Raw genomic sequence first — 21,432 nt, 5'->3', positions numbered from 1 at the left:
TTCCCACCAACAGAACTGAGAGCCTCATGAGCAGCACCATCAAGGGAATCGTCGCCTATCCCATCACCCCGTTCGACCGGGACACCGGAGCATTCGACCCCAAGCCGCTACACACGCTCCTCGACAGCATGATCAGCAGTGGTGTCGACGCGATAGCCCCACTCGGCAGTACCGGCGAGAGCGCCTATCTCGACGATGCAGAGTGGGAGACGGTCGCTCGGGAGACTGTCGACTACGTCGACCGCCGAGTCCCCACCGTCGTCGGAGTGTCGGATCTGACGACGGCGGGAGCACTCCGCCGAGCATCGATCGCGGCAGACGCCGGAGCCGACGCAATGATGATCCTCCCCACGTCGTACTGGCATCTGGGTGAGCAGGAGATTCGTGAACACGTCACCGCGGTGGCCGATTCCGTCGACATTCCCACGATGATCTACAACAATCCGGCCACCACCGGGATCGACATGTCGCCGGAATTTCTCGTCGATCTCGTCTCCACCGTCGACGGCGTCACGATGATCAAGGAATCCACCGGCGACATCACCCGGATGAACCGCATCAACGAACTGAGCGGTGGCACGATCCCCTTCTTCAACGGCAGCAATCCTCTTGCACTGCAATCTTTCTCTGCCGGTGCAAGCGGATGGTGCACGGCAGCCCCGTGTCTGGCCCCCGAACAGGTGGTGCACTTCTGGCGTCTACTCGAATCCGGTGATCGGTCGGGTGCCGCCGCTGTGTTCGAACAGATCGAGCCGCTACTGAAGGTCCTCGTCAGTCGCGGACTGCCGTCGACGGTCAAAGCCGGGTTGGAATCTCTCGGCATCGACGCCGGCCTTCCCCGCCGGCCCCTGCTGTCCCTCGACGACAACACCAGGACAGCTTTGTCCGACGCTCTGTCGGTGGCTCGCGGTGTAATCGTCGCGTCGTGACCTGACGTGGGAGTGGGTTCCGGCAAGATGGGATGCACACCGACCGAAGGAGGGGCACCATGTCCGTAGATTCACGGTCTGCGAGGATCGCCGTCACCGGCGCGACCGGTCATATCGGCGGACTGGTGGCCCGGTCGTTGGCCGACGCCGGTGTCCCACAGCGGCTGATCGCACGGTCGGTCAACCGATTACCGCAGCTCCCCGGTGCCGATTCGGCCGAGACCACGTACGGGGATCAGAAGCGCGCTCTCGCGGCTCTGGCCGGAATCGACACCCTCTTCATGGTCTCGGCGGCCGAAAGCGCAGATCGTCTGGATCAGCACCGCACCTTCATCGACGCCGCAGCGGAGGCCGGGGTCAGGCACATCGTGTACACGTCTTTCCTCGGCGCTGCTCCGGACGCGACGTTCACGCTCGCTCGCGATCACTGGGTCACCGAAGAACATATCCGCGCTTCCGGGCTCGCATTCACCTTCCTGCGCGACAGCTTCTACCTCGATTTCCTACCCGCTCTCGCCGGTGAAGACGGTGTGATCCGCGGACCCGCAGGGGACGGTCTCGTCGGCGCGGTAGCGCGCTCCGACATTGCTGCCGTCGCTGTGTCGGTTCTGCAGGATCTGGATTCTCATGTCGGACAGACGTACAACCTGACCGGACGGGAGGCACTGACGCTCTCCGAGGCCGCGAGCATCATCACCGAAGTCACCGGCAAGCGAACCACGTACGTCGAGGAAACGCTCGAGGAAGCTTACGAATCGCGGGCGTCGTACAACGCACCCGCTTGGGAACTCGACGCATGGGTGTCGACGTACACCGCAATCGCGCAGGGTGAATTGGCGCTGATCACGGGCACCGTGGAGGACCGTGTCGGCCGGCCTGCGCTCACGCTGCGTGAATTCCTCACAGCAGACACCGCCTGATGCCACCACGCAAAGCAACCACGGCACGCAAGGCTGCCGCAAAGAAGGCTGCACCGAAGAAGGCTGCACCCAAGAGGAACACGACCAGAAAGACCGCCCCGAAGAAGACTGTCGCAAAGAAGAGCTCACGCGCGACGATGCCGGATGTGCCGACTGCCGGCCCTGGTGAGAGAGTCTGGCTCCTCGACGTTCCCTTTCGGACGCCGGCGCCTGGTGCGCAGTTCGTCAAGAAATGGAAGAGCTACGCGTGGGTCGGTACGGAGTTGCCCGTAGAACTCGCTCCATTCAAGGCACTCCCCTTCTCTTATCAGCAGTGGGTAGAGGACGACATCAATGACAGCACCGGTGAACGTCCCGTTGCTGCACCCAAAATTCCTCGGCCCGAGCAGGTTTCGGGGGCTGCAGCCGTCGTCGATGCCGCTCGCGCCGGCAAACGCGGATTTCTGTTGGCAGACAATGCAGGCCTGGGTAAGACGCTGATCGCAGTGATGTCTGCCAAGACGATTGCCGAGGAGCGCGGCGAAACCAACATCCTCGTCCTCGTCGATCGACCCGCACAGATCACCATTCCGCATTGGCGCTATTCCATCGCCTCGGTGGGCGACGGTGGATTCCGCTGGTTGATCATGTCGCCTGACCAATTGAAGAAGCTGATCGCGCGAAACGGCCGCCCCAAGTACACGTTCGGTGTGGTGATTGCCGACGAGGCCCAGCTGTACAGCAACGACACACAGCGCACGGCGGCATTCGAGAAGGTCGCGCGCTTTTCGAATGCTCACGAGCAAGCGCCGTTCGTCCTGTCCGTGACGGCAACACCGGGACACACGCCGGCCGACCAGCGTTACCTGGCACCGCTTTTCGCGCAGCTGCATTCAGAACCTTCGGAGTACTGGTCCGACCTGGGCGCCAGGCTGGTCGAGTCCGGCCTTCCGCTGGACAAGTCCTACGGGAAGTGGACGTGGAGCGCAGAGGCGAAGGAATCACCTACGCTGCAATCTCGAGCGCTCGAGACCGTGCGTGGGTGGATGTCGAACAGCAAACCGCCCTTGATGATTCATCGACCGACTCCGTGGGGACCTGTTCCGCTCGACGGTATGCCGATCGACCTCACCCATGCCCAGCGCGCCGAGTACGAGACGGAGTGGGCCGAGTACGCCTACGAAATGGGATTGGCCCGCAAGAGTCGCAACATCGCGCGCGGCCGTGCGCTGGTTCTGCGCTACCGACAGAAAGCGGGCATGATCCGCGCCGAGTCGACGGCCCAGTGGGCGCAGGCGCAGGTCAAGGCAGGCAAGCAGGTGTTGGTGGCCGTCGAATTCGTCTCCACGGCAGGTGATCCACTGGTCGAGATGATCGAAGGCGCCGGGATCTCGGTGGCAAAACTGTTCGGTGCGGTGCCGGACAAGGAGGGTCAACGTCTGCGGTTTCAACGCGGGGACGCACCGGTCATCGTCTTCAATGTCACGACCTCGATCTCGCTCCATGCCAACGAAGCACTCCCGGACGGCACTCACGCGTCCCCGTTGCCACGGACGGGAATCTTTCATCAACCGCGATACTCAGGGATCGCGGCAGAACAGACGTTCGGTCGGTCGCATCGCGACTACCAGACGTGCCCGTGGGTCATACCCTTCGGCGTGGGCACCAAGGAAGAGGACGTCGCCACGGTCATGTTGCGCAATCTCAATTCGGTCACAGGTCTGAAAGGTGGTGATCGATCCGGTCTGCGGTCGCTGTCCGAACTGCTCGGCGTCGAGTGGCTAGAGCCTGATGTCTTGACCTCGGAGGGTTGATCTTCCAACGACCGTCCAACGCGCACAAACGAACGGTTTCGGCGGTATGCCCCAATTCTACTCCACCAAAACCGAATTCGGCTGACCGCTTCATTCCTTTCGGGACCTTGGGACTCAGGTATCTGTGACCAGACGTGGCAGACTCTTTCGAGTCGAGGTGCACCAGCCTCGAAACAGTGCCGAGAATGCGAGGGGTCCGATGCGCAATATCTACCGGTCATTGATGCGCAATGTCGGCCATACACAATGGTTCTCGGATCTCGGCAAGGATCTGGTTCCGCTCGATCGAGCAGTGCAGAGAGTGTCGGGAGGCAAGCTCTCGCTGGTCGGAGAGAACACCGTGACTCAGCTACTGCTCACCACGACGGGCCGTAAGACCGGCCGTTCTCGCACCACGCCACTCCTGTACGCACCTGACGGCGATGCGTTTGTCGTCGTCGGTTCGAACTGGGGGCAGGATACGCATCCAGCATGGACACTCAATTTGATGGCAAACCCCACCGCAATCGTGACAGTGAAGGGCGTCGAAATACCGGTCGGTGCGAGTCTGGCGGAGGGCGCCACGCGTAAGAAGCTGTGGGAGCTCGCGACCACCACGTGGCCGCCGTACGAAACCTACGCCGATCGAGCATTCGGGCGCCAGATCCGCGTATTTCGACTCCAACCTGTCAAATAACTGCTGCCGGGCGCAGGATGGGAAGGACCACCCTGCCGATCTCAGGAGCATTCGCGAATGTCCACAGCACTGACTCACGCAGAAGACACACAGATCACAGCTTCCAACGGGCGGATCGCACTGGAGCCGAACCCCCGCCGAATTCGAGCCTTCTTCGCTGGTCACGCCGTCGCAGACACCACTCGTTCGGTATACCTTTTCGAACGCGGCCGCCTGCCGATGTACTACATCCCCCTCGCGGACGTTCGTACCGAATTCCTCGTCCCGACGTCGACGACCACCCATTGCCCATGGAAAGGTGACGCCACCTACTGGACGATCGAGATCGGGGATCGCCGGGCCGAGGACGCCGTCTGGACCTACCCTGAACAGTTCGACGGTTCCCTGGATCTGAGTGAGTACGTCGCATTCTATTGGGATCGCATGGACGCCTGGTACGAGGAGGATCAACAGGTCTTTGTCCACGCCCGCGATCCATACGTACGTATCGACGCACTCCCCTCGTCCCGCCACGTCCAGGTCTTTGTCGGCGACGTACTGGTCGCCGAGACGAGACGACCCAGACTGCTCTTCGAAACCGGACTGCCCACGCGGTACTACATTCCGAGAATCGACGTTCGCAGCGAGTACTTTGCGCCGTCCCCGACCACCACGGCCTGCCCCTACAAGGGCACTGCGTCGTATCTGTCGTTCACCGGCACAACCGAACTCGCTCCGATCGAGGATCTGGCGTGGTTCTATCCGTTCACTACCGCCGAAGCGTCCGGGATCGACGACCACGTGTCGTTCTATCCCGAACGCGTCGGCAAGATCCTGGTGGACGGTGCCGAAATCTGAAAGGTGCTGGAGCCGAGAAGGTGTGGGTGCCTACCCCACTGCAACAGGGGATTCCGGGATTCGCAGTTCAGCCGTCTCCAGTCGGCGATCATGCACCCACACCATCGCCGTTGCAACGGAGAAGACCAACCCGGCGATGCATACTCCGTTCCAGCCGTACGACTTCCACACCACTGACCCCACCGCCGAGCCCACGGCAGCACCGACGAAGTAGGTGGTCATGTACACGGAATTCACACGCGAACGTGCTTCGGGGACAAGGGCGTAGATCACGTTCTGGTTGCTGACGTGCACTCCCTGCAGCGCGAGGTCGGCAAGGACGATGGCAACGAGAAACCACACCACGTGGGTGGCACCGGCGACAAAGGGAAGCCACGACACCAAGAGAATCGCGATGGCGCCGCCGGTCGCCAGCTGACCCAATCCCCGATCGGCCAGTCTGCCCGCCACCGTCGCCATCAAAGCTCCCGCCACACCGAGTAGTCCGACCAAGCCGATTTGAGTGTCGCTGTAGCCGAATTCGCCGGACAGAAGAAAGGCCATCGTCGTGAAGACGGTGCTGACAGCAGCAAAAGCCAGTCCGCCCATGGCCGATCGGGTTCTCAGGCGCGGCAAGGTCGCAGCCAACTTCCCTACCGAAGCGAGCGTTGCGCGGTAGCTTGCCTTCGGGCGATCTGCGGAATCGGAAGGCAGAGATCGCCACAATGCCACGGCCATCACCACCATCAGCACCGCCGCAACCTTGTATACCGTCGACCAACCTCCCAGTCCGGAGAGGACGCCGGCAACGCTGCGCGCCAGCAGGATTCCGATCAGCAGTCCGCTCATGATCGTGCCGACCACCTGACCGGACCTCTCAGGTTCGGCCAGCGAGGCGGCAAACGGAATGAGCACCTGGGCGGCGACCGAAAAGACTCCAGCGACAGCGATTCCCACTGCCAGCGTGGCAAAGTTGGGCGCAAATCCGCTGACCGCTTGACCGGTCGCCGCCAGCAGCATGAGCCCTACCGTCAGCTTGCGTCGGTCCACCATGTCGCCCACCGGAACCAGAAGTATCAATCCGAGTGCATACGCGACCTGCGCGATGGTCACCGTCGCGGCCGCTGCGGAGGCCGACACATTCAGGTGATCTGCGATGGAATCGAGGAGTGGCTGGTTGAAATAGTTACCGCCCGCGCACAGGCCCGTCGCCGCAGCCATCAGCAGCACTATCGGTAGTCCGAGCCTCGGACGCGCGTCGCTTGAAATCATGTCGTCAAGCATGACCGCCTACACCGACGCGCGTCCAATAGATAGATATGCATGATCTATCTCCAGAAACGATAGATTGGTGCAATGGAACTACGTCACATCCGCTACGCCCTGGCAGTCGCGGAAGACAGACACTTCAGCCGAGCAGCGTCGCGGTTGCACGTTTCCCAGTCCGCCTTGAGTGCCCAGATCAGAGACCTCGAAAAGGAACTGGGAGTCGAATTGTTCAACCGGAACAGCCGAAACGTCGGCCTGACTGCTGCAGGCGAGGTTTTTGTCGCCCGCTCCCGCGAGGTACTCGGCGCCGTGTCGAGACTCGTCAGTGATGTCTCGGCACGGAGCAACGAGCAAGTGCGGTTGACGGTCGGCACCATCACCTCGGCGGGGCGCGTCGACGTCGGACGCGCGCTGGCAGATCTGACACGGCGCCACCCTGCAATCAACATCACCGCGCGACCGTACGGCAGTGAAGTAGTTATCGAGGGAGTCCGGTCCGGTGCAATCGACGTCGGCATTGTCGGATTGGCCGCAGGTCGCCTACCCAAGAGCTTTGCCGCCGCACCGCTGTGGAGTGAACCCACCGCAGCGTTCGTTGCTCCCGACCATCCCTTTGCCCAGGCTTCGTCGATCAGGCTCGAAGACCTACGCGATCACACTCTCGTGGACTTCGCCTCCGGCAGCGAGGCCCGTGTCCAAACCGACCAAGCCTTCGCCGAATCACAGGTCCCTCGGGGAAAAACACTTGAAGCCAACTCGGTAGACCTGATCTGTTCACTGACCGCCAACGGCCTGGGCGTAGGTTTGCTCCCCCAGTCCATGAGCGCCCTGCACCCCGAATTGGTCTGTATTCCGATCACCGATGCGCCGCATCGGATCGTCCACGCAATCACCGAACCCACCCATTCGTCGGCGCTCGCCCGCGAGTTCGTCGAACTACTCGCAGCGCAGTTCGCTACTTGAGCAGTTTCGACATTCGCCTGTCCGCCAACGGTTTACCGCCGGTCTGGCACGTCGCGCAGTATTGAAAAGAGCGCTCCGCGAACGACACTTCGCGTACGACGTCACCGCACACCGGGCACGGAAGTCCGGTACGGGCATGCACTCGCATCCCCGAGCGTTTCTCACCTTTGAGCCGGGCCGCGTCCTGACCTTCCGAACGCTCGATCGCGTCGGCCAGCGTAGATCGCATCACGGCATACAACGTCGAAATCTGATCCGGCGTCAGCCGCGACGAGGTCGCGAAAGGCGAGAGTTTCGCGGTGTGGAGGATCTCGTCCGAGTAGGCGTTCCCGATACCGGCGATCAACGACTGCTCGACTATCGAGTTCTTGATCCGCGCCGACGTTCCGCCCAGAATCTGTGCGAACTCGGCTTCGGTCACAGCCATCGCGTCCGGCCCCAACCGGGCGATGCCCGGAACCTCCTGCGGATCGTTCACGACCCAGACGGCGAGGCGTTTCTTGGTGCCGGCTTCGGTGAGATCGAATGCCGGCGTCAACCCTTCGGGTGTGAAGAAATGAACGCGCAGCGCCAACGGCCCCTTCCCCGGCTTCGGCGGCGTCGCCGATGGATTGTCCAGCCAGCGCATCCAGCCGGCACGGGAGAGATGCGTGACCAACCACAACCCGTCGCAATCCAGAGCCAGATGCTTCCCGAAGCGGGCGGCGCCCGTGACGTCACGCCCCTGCAGAGCAGTGATCGGCGGATCGAAGGTCTTGAGCACACTCAATGCAGCGATGTCGACGCGTCCCACCACTGCGCCGACCGCGTGCTGACGAAGGAACCCTGCCAGCGCTTCCACCTCGGGTAGTTCAGGCATGGCAACAGACTAACGCCGACCACGGACACTCACAGCGCGCTCAGTCCGTTTCCGTCTGCAGCACCACCGAATGCCCACCGCGTGCCTTCGCGGAGTACATCGCCCGATCCGCTCGCCGCAGCAGAGTCGGGTATGCGACCAGCGCATCATCCGCTGATTCGAAAGGCCCTGCAATCTTCGCGATTCCGACGCTCATCGCCACCTCGGGATGATCGGGCGAGGTGATCGTCGAACGGAGTAGCTCATGTTCGAGTCGATGGAACGAGTGTTGATCGACCGAATCGACGATGACGAACTCGTCGCCGCCTATCCGTGCGATCAAGGCCGCCGGGCCGGCGCATTCGACCAGCCTCGATCCGACTTTTTCGATCACAGCGTCACCGACGGTATGTCCGTACTCGTCGTTGATGGCCTTGAATCGATTGATGTCGACGGCGGCGACTACCAAGAGCGCCGAGTGCGTGTACGACCGCTCCAGCAACAGTCGTACTTCGTCGGCCAGTCCCCTCCTGTTGAGCAGTCCCGTCAGTGGGTCCAATTGCGAGTTCAACGCGTCGGTGCCGAGGATCGAGAAAATGAACTGACAGGCAAAGGGAATCACGTAGATTGCCGCGCCGACCAGTACTACCAACGCGACCAGAACCGGAACATCCACATCGTTTTCGACCACGGCCGTACGTGTCACGATGCCGATGACCACGACGAATACCCACAACATGTGAAGGCTCTGCATTCGAGCATTGTGGAAGAACGCGATGTATCCGCCGATCACCGAAAACATCACGGCGTGTGCCAGTGCTGCAAGTGGATTGGAGTACAGCAGCATTGCGGCCGCTATTCCCAATTCCGAGTAGAGCACAAAGGCGTAAGACCAGGAACGGGAGAGATTGCGCCTCGTCGAGAGGGCGACGGCCATCATCACGGTTATGACCATGATGACTGCGTTCGCGGTGCGCGCGTGCGAAGTGGTCGGTCCCTGTGGACTGAAGCGAGTGAGGAACATGATCACGGTGACCAGCACCAACGAGCAGACGACGAGAAACCGCGAGGCGACGGTCAACCCTTTGTCCGCGAGATAGCGATTGAAGGTGTCGAATTGGTCCGGACGCCGATACCAATCGACAAGTTGAGAAGAGATCAGCCGGAACGCGGGACCCGAGAGCGGTCGTCGAGACGCCACGGCGTCCGAACGCTCAACACTCTCGGCAGATTCCATAGGGTCAGGGTAATCCAGTCAACTCCCCGCAATCAGACAATTTTCACTGTTTGCCGTCCCACATCACAACCTGATCGCCGCCGGCGGCCTTCGCGCGGTACATCGAGGCATCGGCTACTCGAAACAGTTCCGTCAACTCCTCGTCGGAAATAATCGACGACCATTCGGCAGAGGTGATCGCGACTCCGACGCTGGTGGTCACTACCGGATCACGATTGTCGATTCGCAAGTGCCTTCGCAGATTGTCTTCGAACGCAGGCGCTGCGCCGACGTCTATCGTGTCTACCAACACGAACTCGTCCCCACCGAATCTGGCGAAGAGCGCCTTCTCACCGCCGCACCACCGCAGTCGATCAGCAATCTGGCGAAGTACGAGATCGCCTTCTTCGTGCCCCTGTGAGTCGTTGACGCTCTTGAACGAATCGACATCGACAATCGTGACGACATACGACGACTTGCTCGACGCATGCCCCGTCGCCCCCATTTCGACAACAGCTCGCTGCAGCCCGCGCCGATTCAGAAGCCCTGTCAACGGATCCACATCCGAACTGTCCGCGTCGGAGCCGAGAAGTGAGAGGACGAACTGGCAGGCGAACGGGATGACCACGATCCCGGTAGCGATGATCAGACACAGTGCGGTGGCCAACGCAGGATCCGCGTAGACCGCGACCTTTCGGCCGACCACTGCCAGAACCACGATGGACAGCGCGATGTGAACCGCCTGGAGTCTCGCGTTGTGAAAGTACGCGATGTAACCACCGATCAGTACGAAGAGCACACACTGGATCAACCCGATGAAGGGGTCGTTGTTCAAGAACACACCGACGAATACGCCGACCTCGCAGTAGGCGACAAAGAAGTACGACCACCGACGCGTGATTTCGGGCAGAAGGCAGAAGAGCACGATCACCGCAATCGTGACGGCGATGATAACGGCGTTGACGACGCTGGTGACGTGGTTGTGCACGCCCGCGTCGCTGAAGCGCAGCAGAATCATCGCAATGATGACCGTCGTCAGCGAGCCGATGACCAGCAATCGGACAGCTAGCTCCAGGCCCTTCGTGGCGAGGTATCGATTGAAACTGTCGAATTGATCAGGACGCCGATACCACTGAACCAGAAGGTCGAAAGCCGACTTCACAGCTGATTTTTCACGGCCACGCGGCGCGGGCAGAATCGACTGCAGTCGGTCCTGCCCGAACGATGTCATGCGCAGATCATAGGTGCGCAGACCGTCGTTCGGGATCAAGAGTGCAGGATCGAGGCGGCAAATTCAGGGTCGGTTGTCAGCGCCGAACGAGGTACGTATCCATGATCCAACCGTGCTTCTCACGCAACTCCGCCCGGCGAGCGACGATCTGATCTTCGACGTCACGCAGTTTGCCGGAAATCAACTCCTCGTCCGGGGTCCCGAGGTACGCGCCCCACCAGATCTCGGCGTCGTTTTCGCTTACCTGAGTGAAGGTGCAATGCGCGTCGAGCATCACGATGGCATTGTCCACGCCGTCGGGCAATCCCTCGGCCAGTTTGCGGCCGGTCGTGATGTGGATGGGTTCGCCGATTCGGTTCAGGACGATCCGGTGTTGTGCAGCCAGCGACTGCACGCTGGTGATTCCCGGGATGACGGAGTAGTCGAACGAAACTCTCCCGCGAGCGAGCACGCGCTCGACGATCCGCAGAGTGCTGTCGTAGAGGGAAGGGTCACCCCAGACGAGAATCGCGCCGACGCCAGGTTCGGCCGCGAATTCCGCTTCGAATTTCGCGGCCCGACGCTCGTGCCAGTCCTCGACGACGCCCTCGTAGTCGGTCGGGGTTCGGTCCCGCGGCGGGTCCGTGATCTCGACCACCTTGTAGTCGAGGTGAACGTGCTCGTCGAGAATGCCGGTGCGCAAGTCGACCAGGGCCTGCTTCTCGTCACCCTTTCCGATGATGAAGAAGGTATCGGCCCTGTTCATAGCCTTGATCGCCTGAACCGTCACCTGGTCGGGATCACCAGCACCGATACCGATCACCAAGAGTTCGCGCATGTGCCGAGGCTATATTGCCGTGCGCCTTTATTAACCGCCGGAGGTTAATAAAGGCGCACGGCAAGGCAGGCCCTAGACTGATTCCCGTGACTGTCTCCACTGCTTACGAAGACCTCCTCCGGCTCGTCATGGAGACGGGTACCGCCAAATCCGATCGAACCGGAACCGGCACCCGCAGCATCTTCGGTCACCAGATGCGTTTCGATCTTGCCGACGGCTTTCCGCTCGTCACCACCAAGAAGGTCCACCTCAAGTCGATAGTCAACGAACTCCTGTGGTTCCTGCGCGGCGACTCCAACGTGGCGTGGCTGCACGAGCACGGCGTCTCCATCTGGGACGAGTGGGCCGACGAGAACGGTGAACTCGGCCCCGTCTACGGCGTCCAGTGGCGTAGCTGGCCCACCCCTTCGGGCGAGCACATCGACCAGATCGCGCAGACCGTCGAGACTCTGCGCTCCAACCCCGATTCGCGGCGGATCATCGTTTCGGCGTGGAACGTCGCCGACATTCCGCAGATGGCCCTGGCGCCGTGCCACGCTTTCTTCCAGTTCTACGTCGCCGACGGCAAGCTCTCCTGCCAGCTGTACCAGCGCAGCGCCGACATGTTCCTCGGCGTTCCGTTCAACATCGCCAGCTACGCGCTGCTCACCCACATGATGGCCCAGCAGGCCGGACTCGACGTCGGCGAGTTCGTCTGGACCGGCGGCGACTGCCACATCTACGACAATCACGTCGACCAGGTGACCGAGCAGCTCGGCCGCGAACCGCTGCCGTTGCCGACCCTGAAGCTGAACAAGCGCGACTCCATCTTCGACTACACCTTCGAGGACGTGGAGATCGTCGACTACCAGCACCACCCCGCGATCAAAGCCCCGGTAGCGGTCTGACGATGACCGATCGCACAGTCACCCTCATCTGGGCGCAGGCCCACGGCGGCGTCATCGGCGCCGACAACTCGATCCCGTGGCGCGTGTCCGAGGACATGGCTTACTTCAAGCGCGTCACCATGGGCCATCCGGTAATCATGGGGCGGCGCACCTGGGACTCCATTCCATCGAAGTTCCGTCCGTTCAGCGGGCGTCGGAACATCGTCGTCACACGCGATCCGCAATGGCACGCCGAAGGCGCCGAGGTAGTCCACAGGCTGGACGACGCCCTGGCGTTGCCGGACGGTGACGTCTTCGTCGTCGGCGGCGGGCAAATTTATTCGGCTGCACTGCCATTCGCAACGCATCTACTGGTGACCGAGATCGACCTCGACATCGCCGGTGATGCTTTTGCTCCCGAGATCGGCCCCGAATGGAACCTGAAATCCGACGAGCCCTGGCAGACCTCGGAGAAGAGCGGCCTGCGCTTCCGCTGGTTGGAGTACACGCGCTGACCGACTTCCGCCGATAACGAGGCACCTCGCGAGTGAGTCGGTCATACTCCAAGAAGGACATTCACCGCTTCCGAGAGGTCTTCGATGGACAAGAAGTCACTGACCGCTCTCGCTCGCCAACAGTTGAAACTGGCGGGCTCGGCGACCAGCGGTCGCAGTTCACAAACCGTCTACGGTGGCCACCAGCGCAGCCTGCGACAGACGGTGATCGCGCTGAGCGCCGGCAAGAGCCTCGCCGAACACGACAGTCCGGGCGAAGCCACGTTGTTGGTCCTGAGCGGGAAGCTGAATCTTGTGTGTGGGAGCGACCAGTGGAAAGGATCCACGGGTGATTTCCTGACCGTCCCGGCCGACCGGCACAGCGTCGAAGCGCTCGAAGACGTTGCATTTCTACTGACCGTCGCCATGAAGGGCTGAAATCGGTAGCGTCTTCCGCGTGAGCGAAACCGTGATCGAAGTGTCCGTCGTCGCAGCCCCGTCCGTACTCTGGCCCGCGCTGCGCGACCCGTCGCTGATTCGACGTTGGTTCGGCTGGGAGTACGACGGACTCGACGACGAAATCAACCAGATCTACTCCACCGCTGAGGCCGACCCCGAAGCGTTGACGCTGAAACTCGGAAACGGTGACCGTTTCTCACTTCGCGAACAGGACGGCAAGACGGTCGTCCGCATCGATCGGCCGGCCAAATCTGCCGACGACGACTGGTACGACGACATCACCGAGGGCTGGACGACATTCCTCCAGCTGCTCAGATTCGCAGTGGAGCACCACGGACTGGCCGAGCGTAAAACCATTTATCTCGACGGCCTTCTGCTCCCCGGTGAGAACGTGGCAAGCGTCCTCGGGCTCACCGAAATCGAATTGGAAGCGGGAAGTCGGTACGCGGTGACAATCGCTCCCGGCGACTATTTCGAAGGCGTCGTCGACTACGTCACCGACCACCAATTCGGGCTGACAGTCGAGGATCTCGGCCCTGGCCTGCTGTCTGTCGCCACCCAGTCGGTGACGGCGCAGCGGCCCGACGGAGGCATGTCCATCCTGCTGACCACCTACGACCTGAGCGATGACGAGTTCGACGAGATCAAGCATCACTGGTCGTCGTGGTGGGAAGGTCGCCGCCAGGAGAGCTGACGTTCGGTGAGGCGATATGCTTCGACCATGGTCGAAGCTTCGGGTCACAGTCCGGCACGTACGTTCGGCGAGTTGCTCGACCGCCTGGGCGATTCCAATGCCGACATACCGACACTCCACCGCCTGCTCGAGGCGGTCCTGGTGGTCGGCTCCGGCCTGGACCTCGACCTGACGCTTCAACGGATCATCACCTCTGCGACAACGGTTCTGGATTGCCGCTACGGCGCCCTGGGGGTCGCGGCGCCGGGGGGCGGGCTCTCGGAATTCGTGTACGAGGGAATCTCCGGGTCCCAACGCGCGACCATGGGACATTTCCCCGAAGGTCATGGCGTGCTGGGTGTTCTGATGAATCACCCGCAGACTTTGCGTGTGGCCCATCTCGGCGACCATCCCGAATCGGTGGGATTCCCCGCAAATCATCCACCGATGGAGAGCTTCCTCGGAGCGCCGATCATGATGCGGGGAAAGGTGTTCGGAAGCATCTACCTGACCGAGAAACGGGGACAGGCCGAGTTCACCCAGGAAGACGAGGTCATTCTCGAAGCCCTCGCCATCGCAGCCGGCATCGCTGTGGAAAACGCCCGACTGTTCGAGCAGTCACGAACTCGTGAAAGATGGCTCACCGCAACATCTGCCATCCGCTCGCGGTTGCTGGCCGGTGACTCGCTCGAGGACGGCCTGCAACTTCTTGCCAGTCGCGTTCGGGACCTGACCGGCGTCGACGACGTGATCGTGGTGATCTGCGAGAACGGCTACGCACAGGTTCACGCCGCGGCCAGCGCTCGGACCACGTCACGTGGAGTCAGAATCCCGGCGACCACTTATCCGTTCGACGTGGTGCGGAGCACTCGAAAGCTACAGGTACTCACCACTTTAGGCGCACTCACCGAACTGGTGCCGTCGGCTGGGAGTGCGGTCGTGGCACCGATGTGCGTCGCCTCGGGTGTAGTCGGCGCGGTCATCGTGGCGTCGAATTCCACCAACACACACTGGGATCACGACGAACTGACCCGGATCGAGTCGATGGCCGAACTCGGCTCCGTTGCAATCGAGTTCGACGAGAAACAAAAGGCGCAACGCCTGTTGTCCGTTCTCGCCGACCGCGACCGCATCGCACGAGACCTGCACGACAACGTCATCCAGCGACTGTTCGCGAGCGGAATGAGCCTGCAGAGCACGCTTCCGGACGAGACCCTCCCGGAGTCGGCGCGCGCGATTGTCAAACGATCTCTCGAACAGCTCGACAAGACAGTCCGCGAGATCCGGACAACCATCTTCGATCTGCAGACTCCGACGGCCACCGATTCGTCGAGCCTGCGCCGACGCCTCCTCGATGTCATCGGCGACGCCACCGCACAGTCCGCGGTGACCCCGAGCGTCCAATTCTCCGGCGCCATCGACACTCTGGTGAATCCCGGGATCCACCAGCACGCCGAAGCCGTGCTGCGTGAGGGGTTGAGCAACGTCCTTCGGCATGCACACGCACGCCACATCACCATCGCTGTCACCGCGGACGTCGAATTTGCGATCACGATCGAGGACGACGGCGTCGGACTCCCCTCCGACTTCCACAAGAGTGGACTGCACAATCTGGAGCGCCGCGCCGAACATTGCGGCGGTACGTGCACGATCGTCAATCACGATCCGAGCGGTGCACGCCTGCTCTGGCGAGTACCGCTCGGTCGCACCAACTCGAATCGACCGAAATCCGGTCGTTAGATCCTAGCGACTGCCGCTACGGATTTCGGTCGCCAGCACCGCAGCCTGAGTACGACGCTGCATGCCCAGCTTCGAGAGCAGACGCGTCACGTAGTTCTTGACCGTCTTCTCCGCGAGGAACAATCGCGCGCCGATCTCCCGGTTGGTGAGCCCCTCTCCGATGAGGTCGAAGACTGCTCGCTCCTGATCGGAAAGTTCGGCCAACGGATCAGCTGTACGGTCGCTGCGGATCCGCTGCATCAGCGCCTCGGTTGCACGACTGTCGAGCAGTGAACCGCCGCGCCCGACTGTGCGGACTGCAGCGACCAGATCGGTTCCGAGAATCTGCTTGAGGACGAATCCCGAGGCGCCCGCCATGATCGCGTCGAGCAACGCCTCGTCGTCGGCGTACGACGTGAGCATCAGGCAGCGGAGGTCGGGAAGCATCGAGCGGAGTTCTCGGCACAGTTCGACGCCGTTGCCGTCAGGCAGGCGTACGTCCAGAACAGCGACGTCGGCGTTGCTCTGCGGTACCGCAGCCAGCGCTTCCCCCACGGACGCCGCCTCGCCCACCACCACGAAGTCCTCGACCCCACCGAGTAGGTCGAACAATCCGCGTCTGACGATCTCGTGATCGTCGACCAGGAATATCCGCGTTGTCATCGAACCCCTCCAAAAGACATCTCACGTCGAACGGTACCGGAGACGGTGGACTCAGAACTCATGGAATGCATTCTCTTCACTTGTTGACGTGCCGGACGATGAGAACCGGGCAATCCGCGGTGTGCAGGAGCGCCCGACTGGTCGATCCGAGGAGCATTCCTGCGAATCCGCCGCGCCCGCGACTGCCGACGACTATCAACTGCGCCGTCTCCGCGTATTCGCTCAGGACTCGGACCGGCCGGTCACGCGCGACGACTCTTTCGACGACGACGTCCGGGTAACGCTCGGTGAATCCGGCCAATTGCTCGGCGAGGACAACTTCCTCACCCGTCTGGATGCTGCTCCACAGTGGGTCGTCGGGGGTGGCGCCCAACGAGGGCTGCACACTCACGTCGCTCCACACGTTGACGGCAATCAAGGTGGCGCCCCGCGCGGAGGCCTGCTCGAAAGCGTGCTCGACTGCCTCGATGCTGCTTTCGGATCCATCGACACCGACGACGACGGGGCCCTCGGTCGGCGGCCGACCGTCGAGCGTCCGTCCTCGGACAACTGCAACCGGAGATTCGCCGTGCGAGACAACCGAGACCGTCGCAGAACCGACGACCAATCCGGTGAATTCGCCGTGCCCGCGAGGGCCGAGCGCAATGATGTACGCGCCCTTGGACAATTCGATCAGGCGATCGGAGACGCTGCCGTCGAGTAGTTCGGTGACGATCTCGAGGTCGTCGTCGATGCTTTGCCGCGCGAGAATCTGTGCGCTGTCCAGACGAGCGGTGGCAGTGCGCCGCAGTTCGTCCTTGAAGCTCTCGGCGAGGTAAGGCTCGGAGTAGTAGAAGGCTGGGATGTGCACCACCGTCGCGATGTGGAGCGGTCGACCGAGCGCCACCGCGGTCCTCGCCGCCCAGACGACAGCCGACGACGCCGATTCCGAACCGTCTACCGCTACGACGACGGGTTTGGTTGCACTCATGTTCGTCCCTCCACAATCGACCACAGAATCTCTTCGCCCTCACACTATTGCCCAATGACGGCAAAAAGGATTCATCAGCCGACGCGAGTCCCGAATCGGACATTGGGTGTTCGGGTGGACTGCGGCAACGGCCCCGCCAACATCCCTTTCGGGCGTCAACGAGGCCACCGGTGCCGGATTCGCACGCAAACCCTGGCTACTCGATCCACGTTAGGTGAAGAACCCGACCGGTCAGAAGTGAAAAAAGTCCTGTCAACAAGCGCCCAAAATCGGGTTTCGTACGCAGGAGATCCTGAACCACCCGCTCTGCTGTGCGCCTTTGTTAACCGCCGGCGGTTAATAAAGGCGCACAGCAGGGTCAGTCACAAATCTTGCGGAACTTCTCGATCAGCTGCACTCGGCCGTTGCGGTCGGCCGCCAACGGCGTGACGTTGAGCGTCGTGACACCGGCTTCGGCGAAGGCTGCGACGCGTTCCTTGACGTAGCTCTCGGGACCGATCAACGACACGGCGCGAACCAGTTCGTCCGGCACTGCTGCGGCGGCTTCGTCCTTCTTGCCCGCGAGGTAGAGATCCTGGATCTTCTCGGCGGCCTCTTCGTAGCCGTAGCGCACCGCGAGATCGTTGTAGAAGTTCTTGCCCTTGGCGCCCATGCCACCGATGTAGAGCGCAAGGCTCGGGCGTACCCAGTCGAGCATGTGGTCGACGTCGTCACCGATGGCCAGTGCCGGCGACGCGTACACCTGAAGCTCACCGAGGCTCGGATCGCGCTTGGCCTTGCCCTTGGCGATCGGCTCACCCCACACGCTTGCTGCCTTCTCCGGATGGAAGAAAATAGGTTCCCAGCCTTCGGCGATTTCCGCCGTCAGCTCGACGTTCTTGGGTCCGAGCGAAGCGATCAGGATCGGGATGCGCTCACGCACAGGATGATTGATCAGCTTGAGCGGCTTTCCGAGTCCGGTGCCCTTCTCGGCGGGGAGGGGAACCTGGTAGTACTTGCCCTGGTACTCGACCTTCTCGCGGCGCCATACCTGACGGCAGATCTCGACGACCTCACGTGTGCGTCCCAGCGGAGCGTCGTACTTGACGCCGTGGAACCCCTCGATCACCTGCGGTCCGGAAGCGCCCAGTCCCATCACGAAGCGACCGTTGGAGACGAAGTCCAGGCCCGCCGCCGTCATGGCGGTCAACGAAGGGGTACGGGTGTAGATCTGAAAGATTCCCGAAGCGAGTTCGATGGTCGACGTCTTGGCCGCCAGGTAACCGAGCTGGCTGACGGCGTCGAAGGAATACGCCTCCGGGACGAAGGCGATGTCGAGGCCCGCCTTCTCCAGGTCACCGACCTCTTCGACGGTTTCGGCGAACCCGCCGCTGTAGTTCAAACCCATACCGATACGCACGTTGTAACCCCAATCCTGACGATTGCTGCCGTGTGCGACGCGCACACGAGCAGTGGTACTCCCATCGAACACTTACTCACATCGAACACTACGGAACCTGAGTCCGCATTCATGTGACTACCCCGTTCATATTCGATGACCGAAATGAACGGGGTAGTGGGAGAGCCTGTCGAAGGTCAGGATTCTTCGGGGCGAACCACCATGACGGGGCACTTGGCCGAAGCGATCAGGGTGTTGCTGGTCGAGCCGAGCAACATGCCGCGGAATCCACCGCGACCACGGCTTCCGACTACGACGAGCTGCGCTTTTGCCGACCAGTCCAACAGCCGTCCGCGTGGGTTGTCGAGGTATACCTCGCGCCGGACCTTCACGTCCGGGTATTGCTCGGACCATCCGGCCAAGCTCTCGCTGAGTACCGCGTGCTCTTCCTCTTCGAGAGACTGCGGGGCAAGCGCAGCGGCCCTCGGGTCTTCGAATGCCGCACTGCCGAGGTCACTCCACACGTGCAACGCCACCAACTCGACTCCGCGGAACGACGCTTCCTCGAAAGCCGCACCGACGGCCTGGGCGCTCAACGCGCTGCCGTCGACGCCGACCACTACGGGTCCTTCCGAGGGCACCGCACCATCGCGGTCCCGAACGACGATGACCGGACACTTGCCGTGACTGGCCACACCGACCGCGGTATTGCCGAGGACTGCTGTCGCCGCCTTGCCTGAGGCCGACGCTCCGACGACTACCCGCCTGGCTTGTGCCGAACTCTCGATCAGCCACTGAGTTGCGCTGCCGATGGCGATTTCGGTGTGAACTTCGAGTTTCGGATCGATCTCACGGGCGAACTGTTCCGCCTCCGCCAAGATCGCTTTTCCGGCCTCTTCGACCCATTCGTACACCCCACCCGCGTCGACGTACGGTCCGCCGAAACCGTAAGGCGCGAAGTCGAGAGCGTGGATGATGTCGAGTCGCAATTCGCGCTGGGCGGCGATTTTCGCGGCCTCGCGGAGCGCTGTGGACGCAGTGTCCGAACCCTCGACTCCGACAACAACACTGTTATGTTCGCGTGAACTCATGTGCCCACCTTCCTAAAGAAGTAACCGAGCCACTTTCACTCTAACCATCCCACTTGTCCGGCTTTTTTGGGGTCGCCCCCTCTTCATTTCGGGGACTTAGGTCCCCGAAACTGTTGACGGATAGGAGAATTAGCAGAGCAATCAGGACCAGGTGTGAACAGGATCTCCCGTCCGCATGTTCTCCACGTAACCGCGGAGCATTCCGGTGAGCGCAGTCGAGCGGTCCGCGCCCGAGGCCTCCGCGTGCGCCACTTGCTCGCGTTGCCAGGCGGCACCGGTCTGCCGATTCATGCACCGCCCTTCGATCACGCCGAGGTACCGATCGCGGGCCGCGGCGGACAATCCGAAGTCGGCCAAACCCTCGTCCGCCAACGGCAGCAGCCTTCGCAGGACCAACTCGTCGGCACCGACCCAACCGATCTCCGGCCAGTACAGGGTGGCGTCGAGTCCGTACTTGGCGCCGATGTGCAGGTTCTCTTCTGCCGCATGGAACGACATGTGCGACCACAGTGGCCGCTCCGCGTTCACCAATGCGCGAACGGTTCCGTAGTAGAAGGCCGCATTGGCCATGATGTCGACGACGGTCGGCCCGGCCGGCAGCACCCGATTCTCGATACGCAAGTGCGGCTTGCCATCCGAGCAGTCGTAGACAGGCCGATTCCAGCGATAGACCGTGCCGTTGTGCATCTGAAGCTCGCTCAACTCCGGAACCCCGCCCGCCGCGAGCACTTCCAGCGGATCGGTGTCCGAGACATCAGGGAGCAGCGCCGGGAAGTACCGTGAATTCTCCTCGAACAGGTCGAGAACCGAATGGATCCACCGCTCACCGAACCACACTCGCGGTCGCACACCTTGGTTCTTGAGCTCGAAAGTTCGGGTGTCCGTTGCCTGTTCGAAGATCGGAATGCGTGATTCGTGCCAAAGCGCCTTCCCTGCCAGGAAAGGAGAATTGGCCGCAAGCGCCACCTGTACTCCGGCCAGACACTGCGCGGCATTCCAGTGCGCTGCGAATTCTTCCGGCGCGACGCGCAGGTGCAACTGCATGGACGTACAAGCCGCCTCCGGCACCACCGAATTGGTGTCGGCCCGAAGGATTTCCACGTCGCCACCGGGTAGCGCGACACCTTCGACGTCGAGTTCGATGTCCTCTCCTCGCGCGGCAAAAATTTGCTCGTTGAGCAATTCGTAGCGCGGGTTGGCGGTGATCCACTCACGATCGAGATGCTCGAGCTGCAGTGTCGGCAGCATCCCGATCATCACCATCTCGGCGTCGTGCGCGTGGATTCGCGCGTCTGCGACGTCGAGGGACGCCCGCAGTTTCTTCTCCAATTCGAAAGTCGCATCACCGGTGAGTGGGCCGGGCTCGACGTTCATCTCGACGTTGAACTGTCCGAGCTCGGTTTGGAAAACCGCAGAGTCGTCGATGGATTCGAGTACTTCACGGTTGGACATCGCGGGCGTCATGTCGCCGGTCACGAGGTTGAACTCGATCTCCATGCCCAACAGCGGAGCGGGCTTGTCGACGGCGTCTCGGAAGTCACCACCGTCGAGCATCTGCTTCATGGCGTCGACGCACGAGCGCACCTTCTTACGAAAGAGCCTACGGTCGGCTCTGGTGAATTCTCGCGCCGTGACCTCTGCACCCATTGCG

Annotated in this window: 21 protein-coding genes; 11 read left to right on the top strand and 10 right to left on the bottom strand. The window is 61.9% G+C overall.

Annotation, left to right across the window (positions count from 1 at the left end):
• Nucleotides 1–26 precede the first annotated feature (26 nt).
• The 5 genes from G4D79_RS13110 to G4D79_RS13090 all read left to right on the top strand — a co-directional run bounded on the left by G4D79_RS13110 (nucleotide 27) and on the right by G4D79_RS13090 (nucleotide 5,155).
• Nucleotides 27–929 carry a dihydrodipicolinate synthase family protein gene (locus G4D79_RS13110; protein ID WP_007727643.1) on the top strand — a complete coding sequence of 301 codons (903 nt, stop codon included), beginning with the start codon at nucleotides 27–29 and terminating at the stop codon, nucleotides 927–929.
• A 59-nt stretch (nucleotides 930–988) separates the two neighbouring features.
• Nucleotides 989–1,849, top strand: coding sequence for an SDR family oxidoreductase (locus G4D79_RS13105; RefSeq protein ID WP_099698254.1), 861 nt, complete (start codon nucleotides 989–991; stop codon nucleotides 1,847–1,849).
• Nucleotides 1,849–3,642, top strand: a complete 1,794-nt coding sequence (locus G4D79_RS13100) for a DEAD/DEAH box helicase family protein (protein WP_099698255.1) — start codon at nucleotides 1,849–1,851, stop codon at nucleotides 3,640–3,642. The genes G4D79_RS13105 and G4D79_RS13100 overlap by 1 nt, the downstream gene beginning before the upstream one ends.
• Nucleotides 3,643–3,841: 199 nt before the next feature.
• The gene (locus tag G4D79_RS13095; RefSeq protein WP_003946395.1) at nucleotides 3,842–4,318 is read left to right on the top strand and encodes a nitroreductase/quinone reductase family protein; all 477 of its coding nucleotides are present in this window, start codon (nucleotides 3,842–3,844) and stop codon (nucleotides 4,316–4,318) included.
• Nucleotides 4,319–4,375: 57 nt separating this feature from the next.
• Nucleotides 4,376–5,155, top strand: a complete 780-nt coding sequence (locus G4D79_RS13090) for a DUF427 domain-containing protein (protein WP_047272578.1) — start codon at nucleotides 4,376–4,378, stop codon at nucleotides 5,153–5,155.
• Between the two features lie 30 nt (nucleotides 5,156–5,185).
• Here the strand turns inward: G4D79_RS13090 and G4D79_RS13085 are convergent, their stop codons facing one another.
• Nucleotides 5,186–6,418 carry an MFS transporter gene (locus G4D79_RS13085; RefSeq protein WP_042921334.1) on the bottom strand — a complete coding sequence of 411 codons (1,233 nt, stop codon included), beginning with the start codon at nucleotides 6,416–6,418 and terminating at the stop codon, nucleotides 5,186–5,188.
• A gap of 72 nt (nucleotides 6,419–6,490) precedes the next feature.
• Here G4D79_RS13085 and G4D79_RS13080 point away from each other — a divergent pair, with 72 nt between their 5' ends.
• Nucleotides 6,491–7,366, top strand: coding sequence for a LysR family transcriptional regulator (locus tag G4D79_RS13080; RefSeq protein ID WP_007727651.1), 876 nt, complete (start codon nucleotides 6,491–6,493; stop codon nucleotides 7,364–7,366).
• Here G4D79_RS13080 and G4D79_RS13075 read toward each other — a convergent pair.
• The 4 genes from G4D79_RS13075 to cobF form a co-directional block, all read right to left on the bottom strand.
• Complete coding sequence (locus tag G4D79_RS13075) at nucleotides 7,359–8,225, bottom strand: Fpg/Nei family DNA glycosylase (RefSeq protein ID WP_007727653.1); 867 nt, start codon at nucleotides 8,223–8,225, stop codon at nucleotides 7,359–7,361. The genes G4D79_RS13080 and G4D79_RS13075 overlap by 8 nt on opposite strands.
• 40 nt (nucleotides 8,226–8,265) lie before the next feature.
• Nucleotides 8,266–9,441, bottom strand: a complete 1,176-nt coding sequence (locus G4D79_RS13070) for a diguanylate cyclase (protein ID WP_099698256.1) — start codon at nucleotides 9,439–9,441, stop codon at nucleotides 8,266–8,268.
• Nucleotides 9,442–9,484: 43 nt separating this feature from the next.
• Complete coding sequence (locus G4D79_RS13065; RefSeq protein WP_235867894.1) at nucleotides 9,485–10,651, bottom strand: GGDEF domain-containing protein; 1,167 nt, start codon at nucleotides 10,649–10,651, stop codon at nucleotides 9,485–9,487.
• Between the two features lie 76 nt (nucleotides 10,652–10,727).
• Nucleotides 10,728–11,468, bottom strand: a complete 741-nt coding sequence (cobF, locus tag G4D79_RS13060; protein WP_054781263.1) for a precorrin-6A synthase (deacetylating) — start codon at nucleotides 11,466–11,468, stop codon at nucleotides 10,728–10,730.
• A gap of 86 nt (nucleotides 11,469–11,554) precedes the next feature.
• Here cobF and G4D79_RS13055 point away from each other — a divergent pair, with 86 nt between their 5' ends.
• The 5 genes from G4D79_RS13055 to G4D79_RS13035 all read left to right on the top strand — a co-directional run bounded on the left by G4D79_RS13055 (nucleotide 11,555) and on the right by G4D79_RS13035 (nucleotide 15,700).
• A complete protein-coding gene (locus G4D79_RS13055; RefSeq protein ID WP_007727661.1) occupies nucleotides 11,555–12,355 on the top strand; it encodes a thymidylate synthase in 801 nt (266 codons plus the stop codon).
• Between the two features lie 2 nt (nucleotides 12,356–12,357).
• Nucleotides 12,358–12,849 carry a dihydrofolate reductase gene (locus G4D79_RS13050; RefSeq protein WP_047272583.1) on the top strand — a complete coding sequence of 164 codons (492 nt, stop codon included), beginning with the start codon at nucleotides 12,358–12,360 and terminating at the stop codon, nucleotides 12,847–12,849.
• An 84-nt stretch (nucleotides 12,850–12,933) separates the two neighbouring features.
• Nucleotides 12,934–13,266, top strand: coding sequence for a cupin domain-containing protein (locus G4D79_RS13045; protein ID WP_003946336.1), 333 nt, complete (start codon nucleotides 12,934–12,936; stop codon nucleotides 13,264–13,266).
• 19 nt (nucleotides 13,267–13,285) lie between these two features.
• Nucleotides 13,286–13,981: a hypothetical protein gene (locus G4D79_RS13040; protein WP_030534897.1), complete on the top strand. Its 696-nt coding sequence runs from the start codon at nucleotides 13,286–13,288 to the stop codon at nucleotides 13,979–13,981.
• Nucleotides 13,982–14,008: 27 nt separating this feature from the next.
• Nucleotides 14,009–15,700, top strand: coding sequence for a GAF domain-containing protein (locus G4D79_RS13035; RefSeq protein ID WP_042921348.1), 1,692 nt, complete (start codon nucleotides 14,009–14,011; stop codon nucleotides 15,698–15,700).
• 3 nt (nucleotides 15,701–15,703) lie between these two features.
• On the opposite strand, the gene G4D79_RS13030 is transcribed toward G4D79_RS13035, so the two are convergent.
• The 5 genes from G4D79_RS13030 to G4D79_RS13010 all read right to left on the bottom strand — a co-directional run bounded on the left by G4D79_RS13030 (nucleotide 15,704) and on the right by G4D79_RS13010 (nucleotide 21,428).
• Nucleotides 15,704–16,342 (bottom strand): response regulator transcription factor, encoded by a 639-nt coding sequence (locus tag G4D79_RS13030; protein WP_003946380.1) that lies wholly within the window; start codon nucleotides 16,340–16,342, stop codon nucleotides 15,704–15,706.
• Nucleotides 16,343–16,418: 76 nt separating this feature from the next.
• Entirely contained in the window at nucleotides 16,419–17,312 is an 894-nt protein-coding gene (locus G4D79_RS13025; protein ID WP_003946389.1) for a universal stress protein, read from the bottom strand.
• A gap of 358 nt (nucleotides 17,313–17,670) precedes the next feature.
• The gene (locus G4D79_RS13020) at nucleotides 17,671–18,711 is read right to left on the bottom strand and encodes an LLM class F420-dependent oxidoreductase (RefSeq protein WP_007727670.1); all 1,041 of its coding nucleotides are present in this window, start codon (nucleotides 18,709–18,711) and stop codon (nucleotides 17,671–17,673) included.
• Between the two features lie 176 nt (nucleotides 18,712–18,887).
• On the bottom strand, nucleotides 18,888–19,781 hold the full coding sequence (locus G4D79_RS13015; protein WP_007727672.1) for a universal stress protein: 894 nt from the start codon (nucleotides 19,779–19,781) through the stop codon (nucleotides 18,888–18,890).
• A 141-nt stretch (nucleotides 19,782–19,922) separates the two neighbouring features.
• Nucleotides 19,923–21,428 (bottom strand): glutamate-cysteine ligase family protein, encoded by a 1,506-nt coding sequence (locus G4D79_RS13010; protein WP_050654664.1) that lies wholly within the window; start codon nucleotides 21,426–21,428, stop codon nucleotides 19,923–19,925.
• Nucleotides 21,429–21,432: the final 4 nt, after the last annotated feature.

It is taken from the genome of Rhodococcus sp. WY5, assembly GCF_018588185.1.
In the GTDB taxonomy this organism is placed as follows: domain Bacteria; phylum Actinomycetota; class Actinomycetes; order Mycobacteriales; family Mycobacteriaceae; genus Rhodococcus_F; species Rhodococcus_F qingshengii.
Note: the sequence above shows the minus strand (reverse complement) of the source record. Positions and strands in the feature narration are given on the sequence as shown.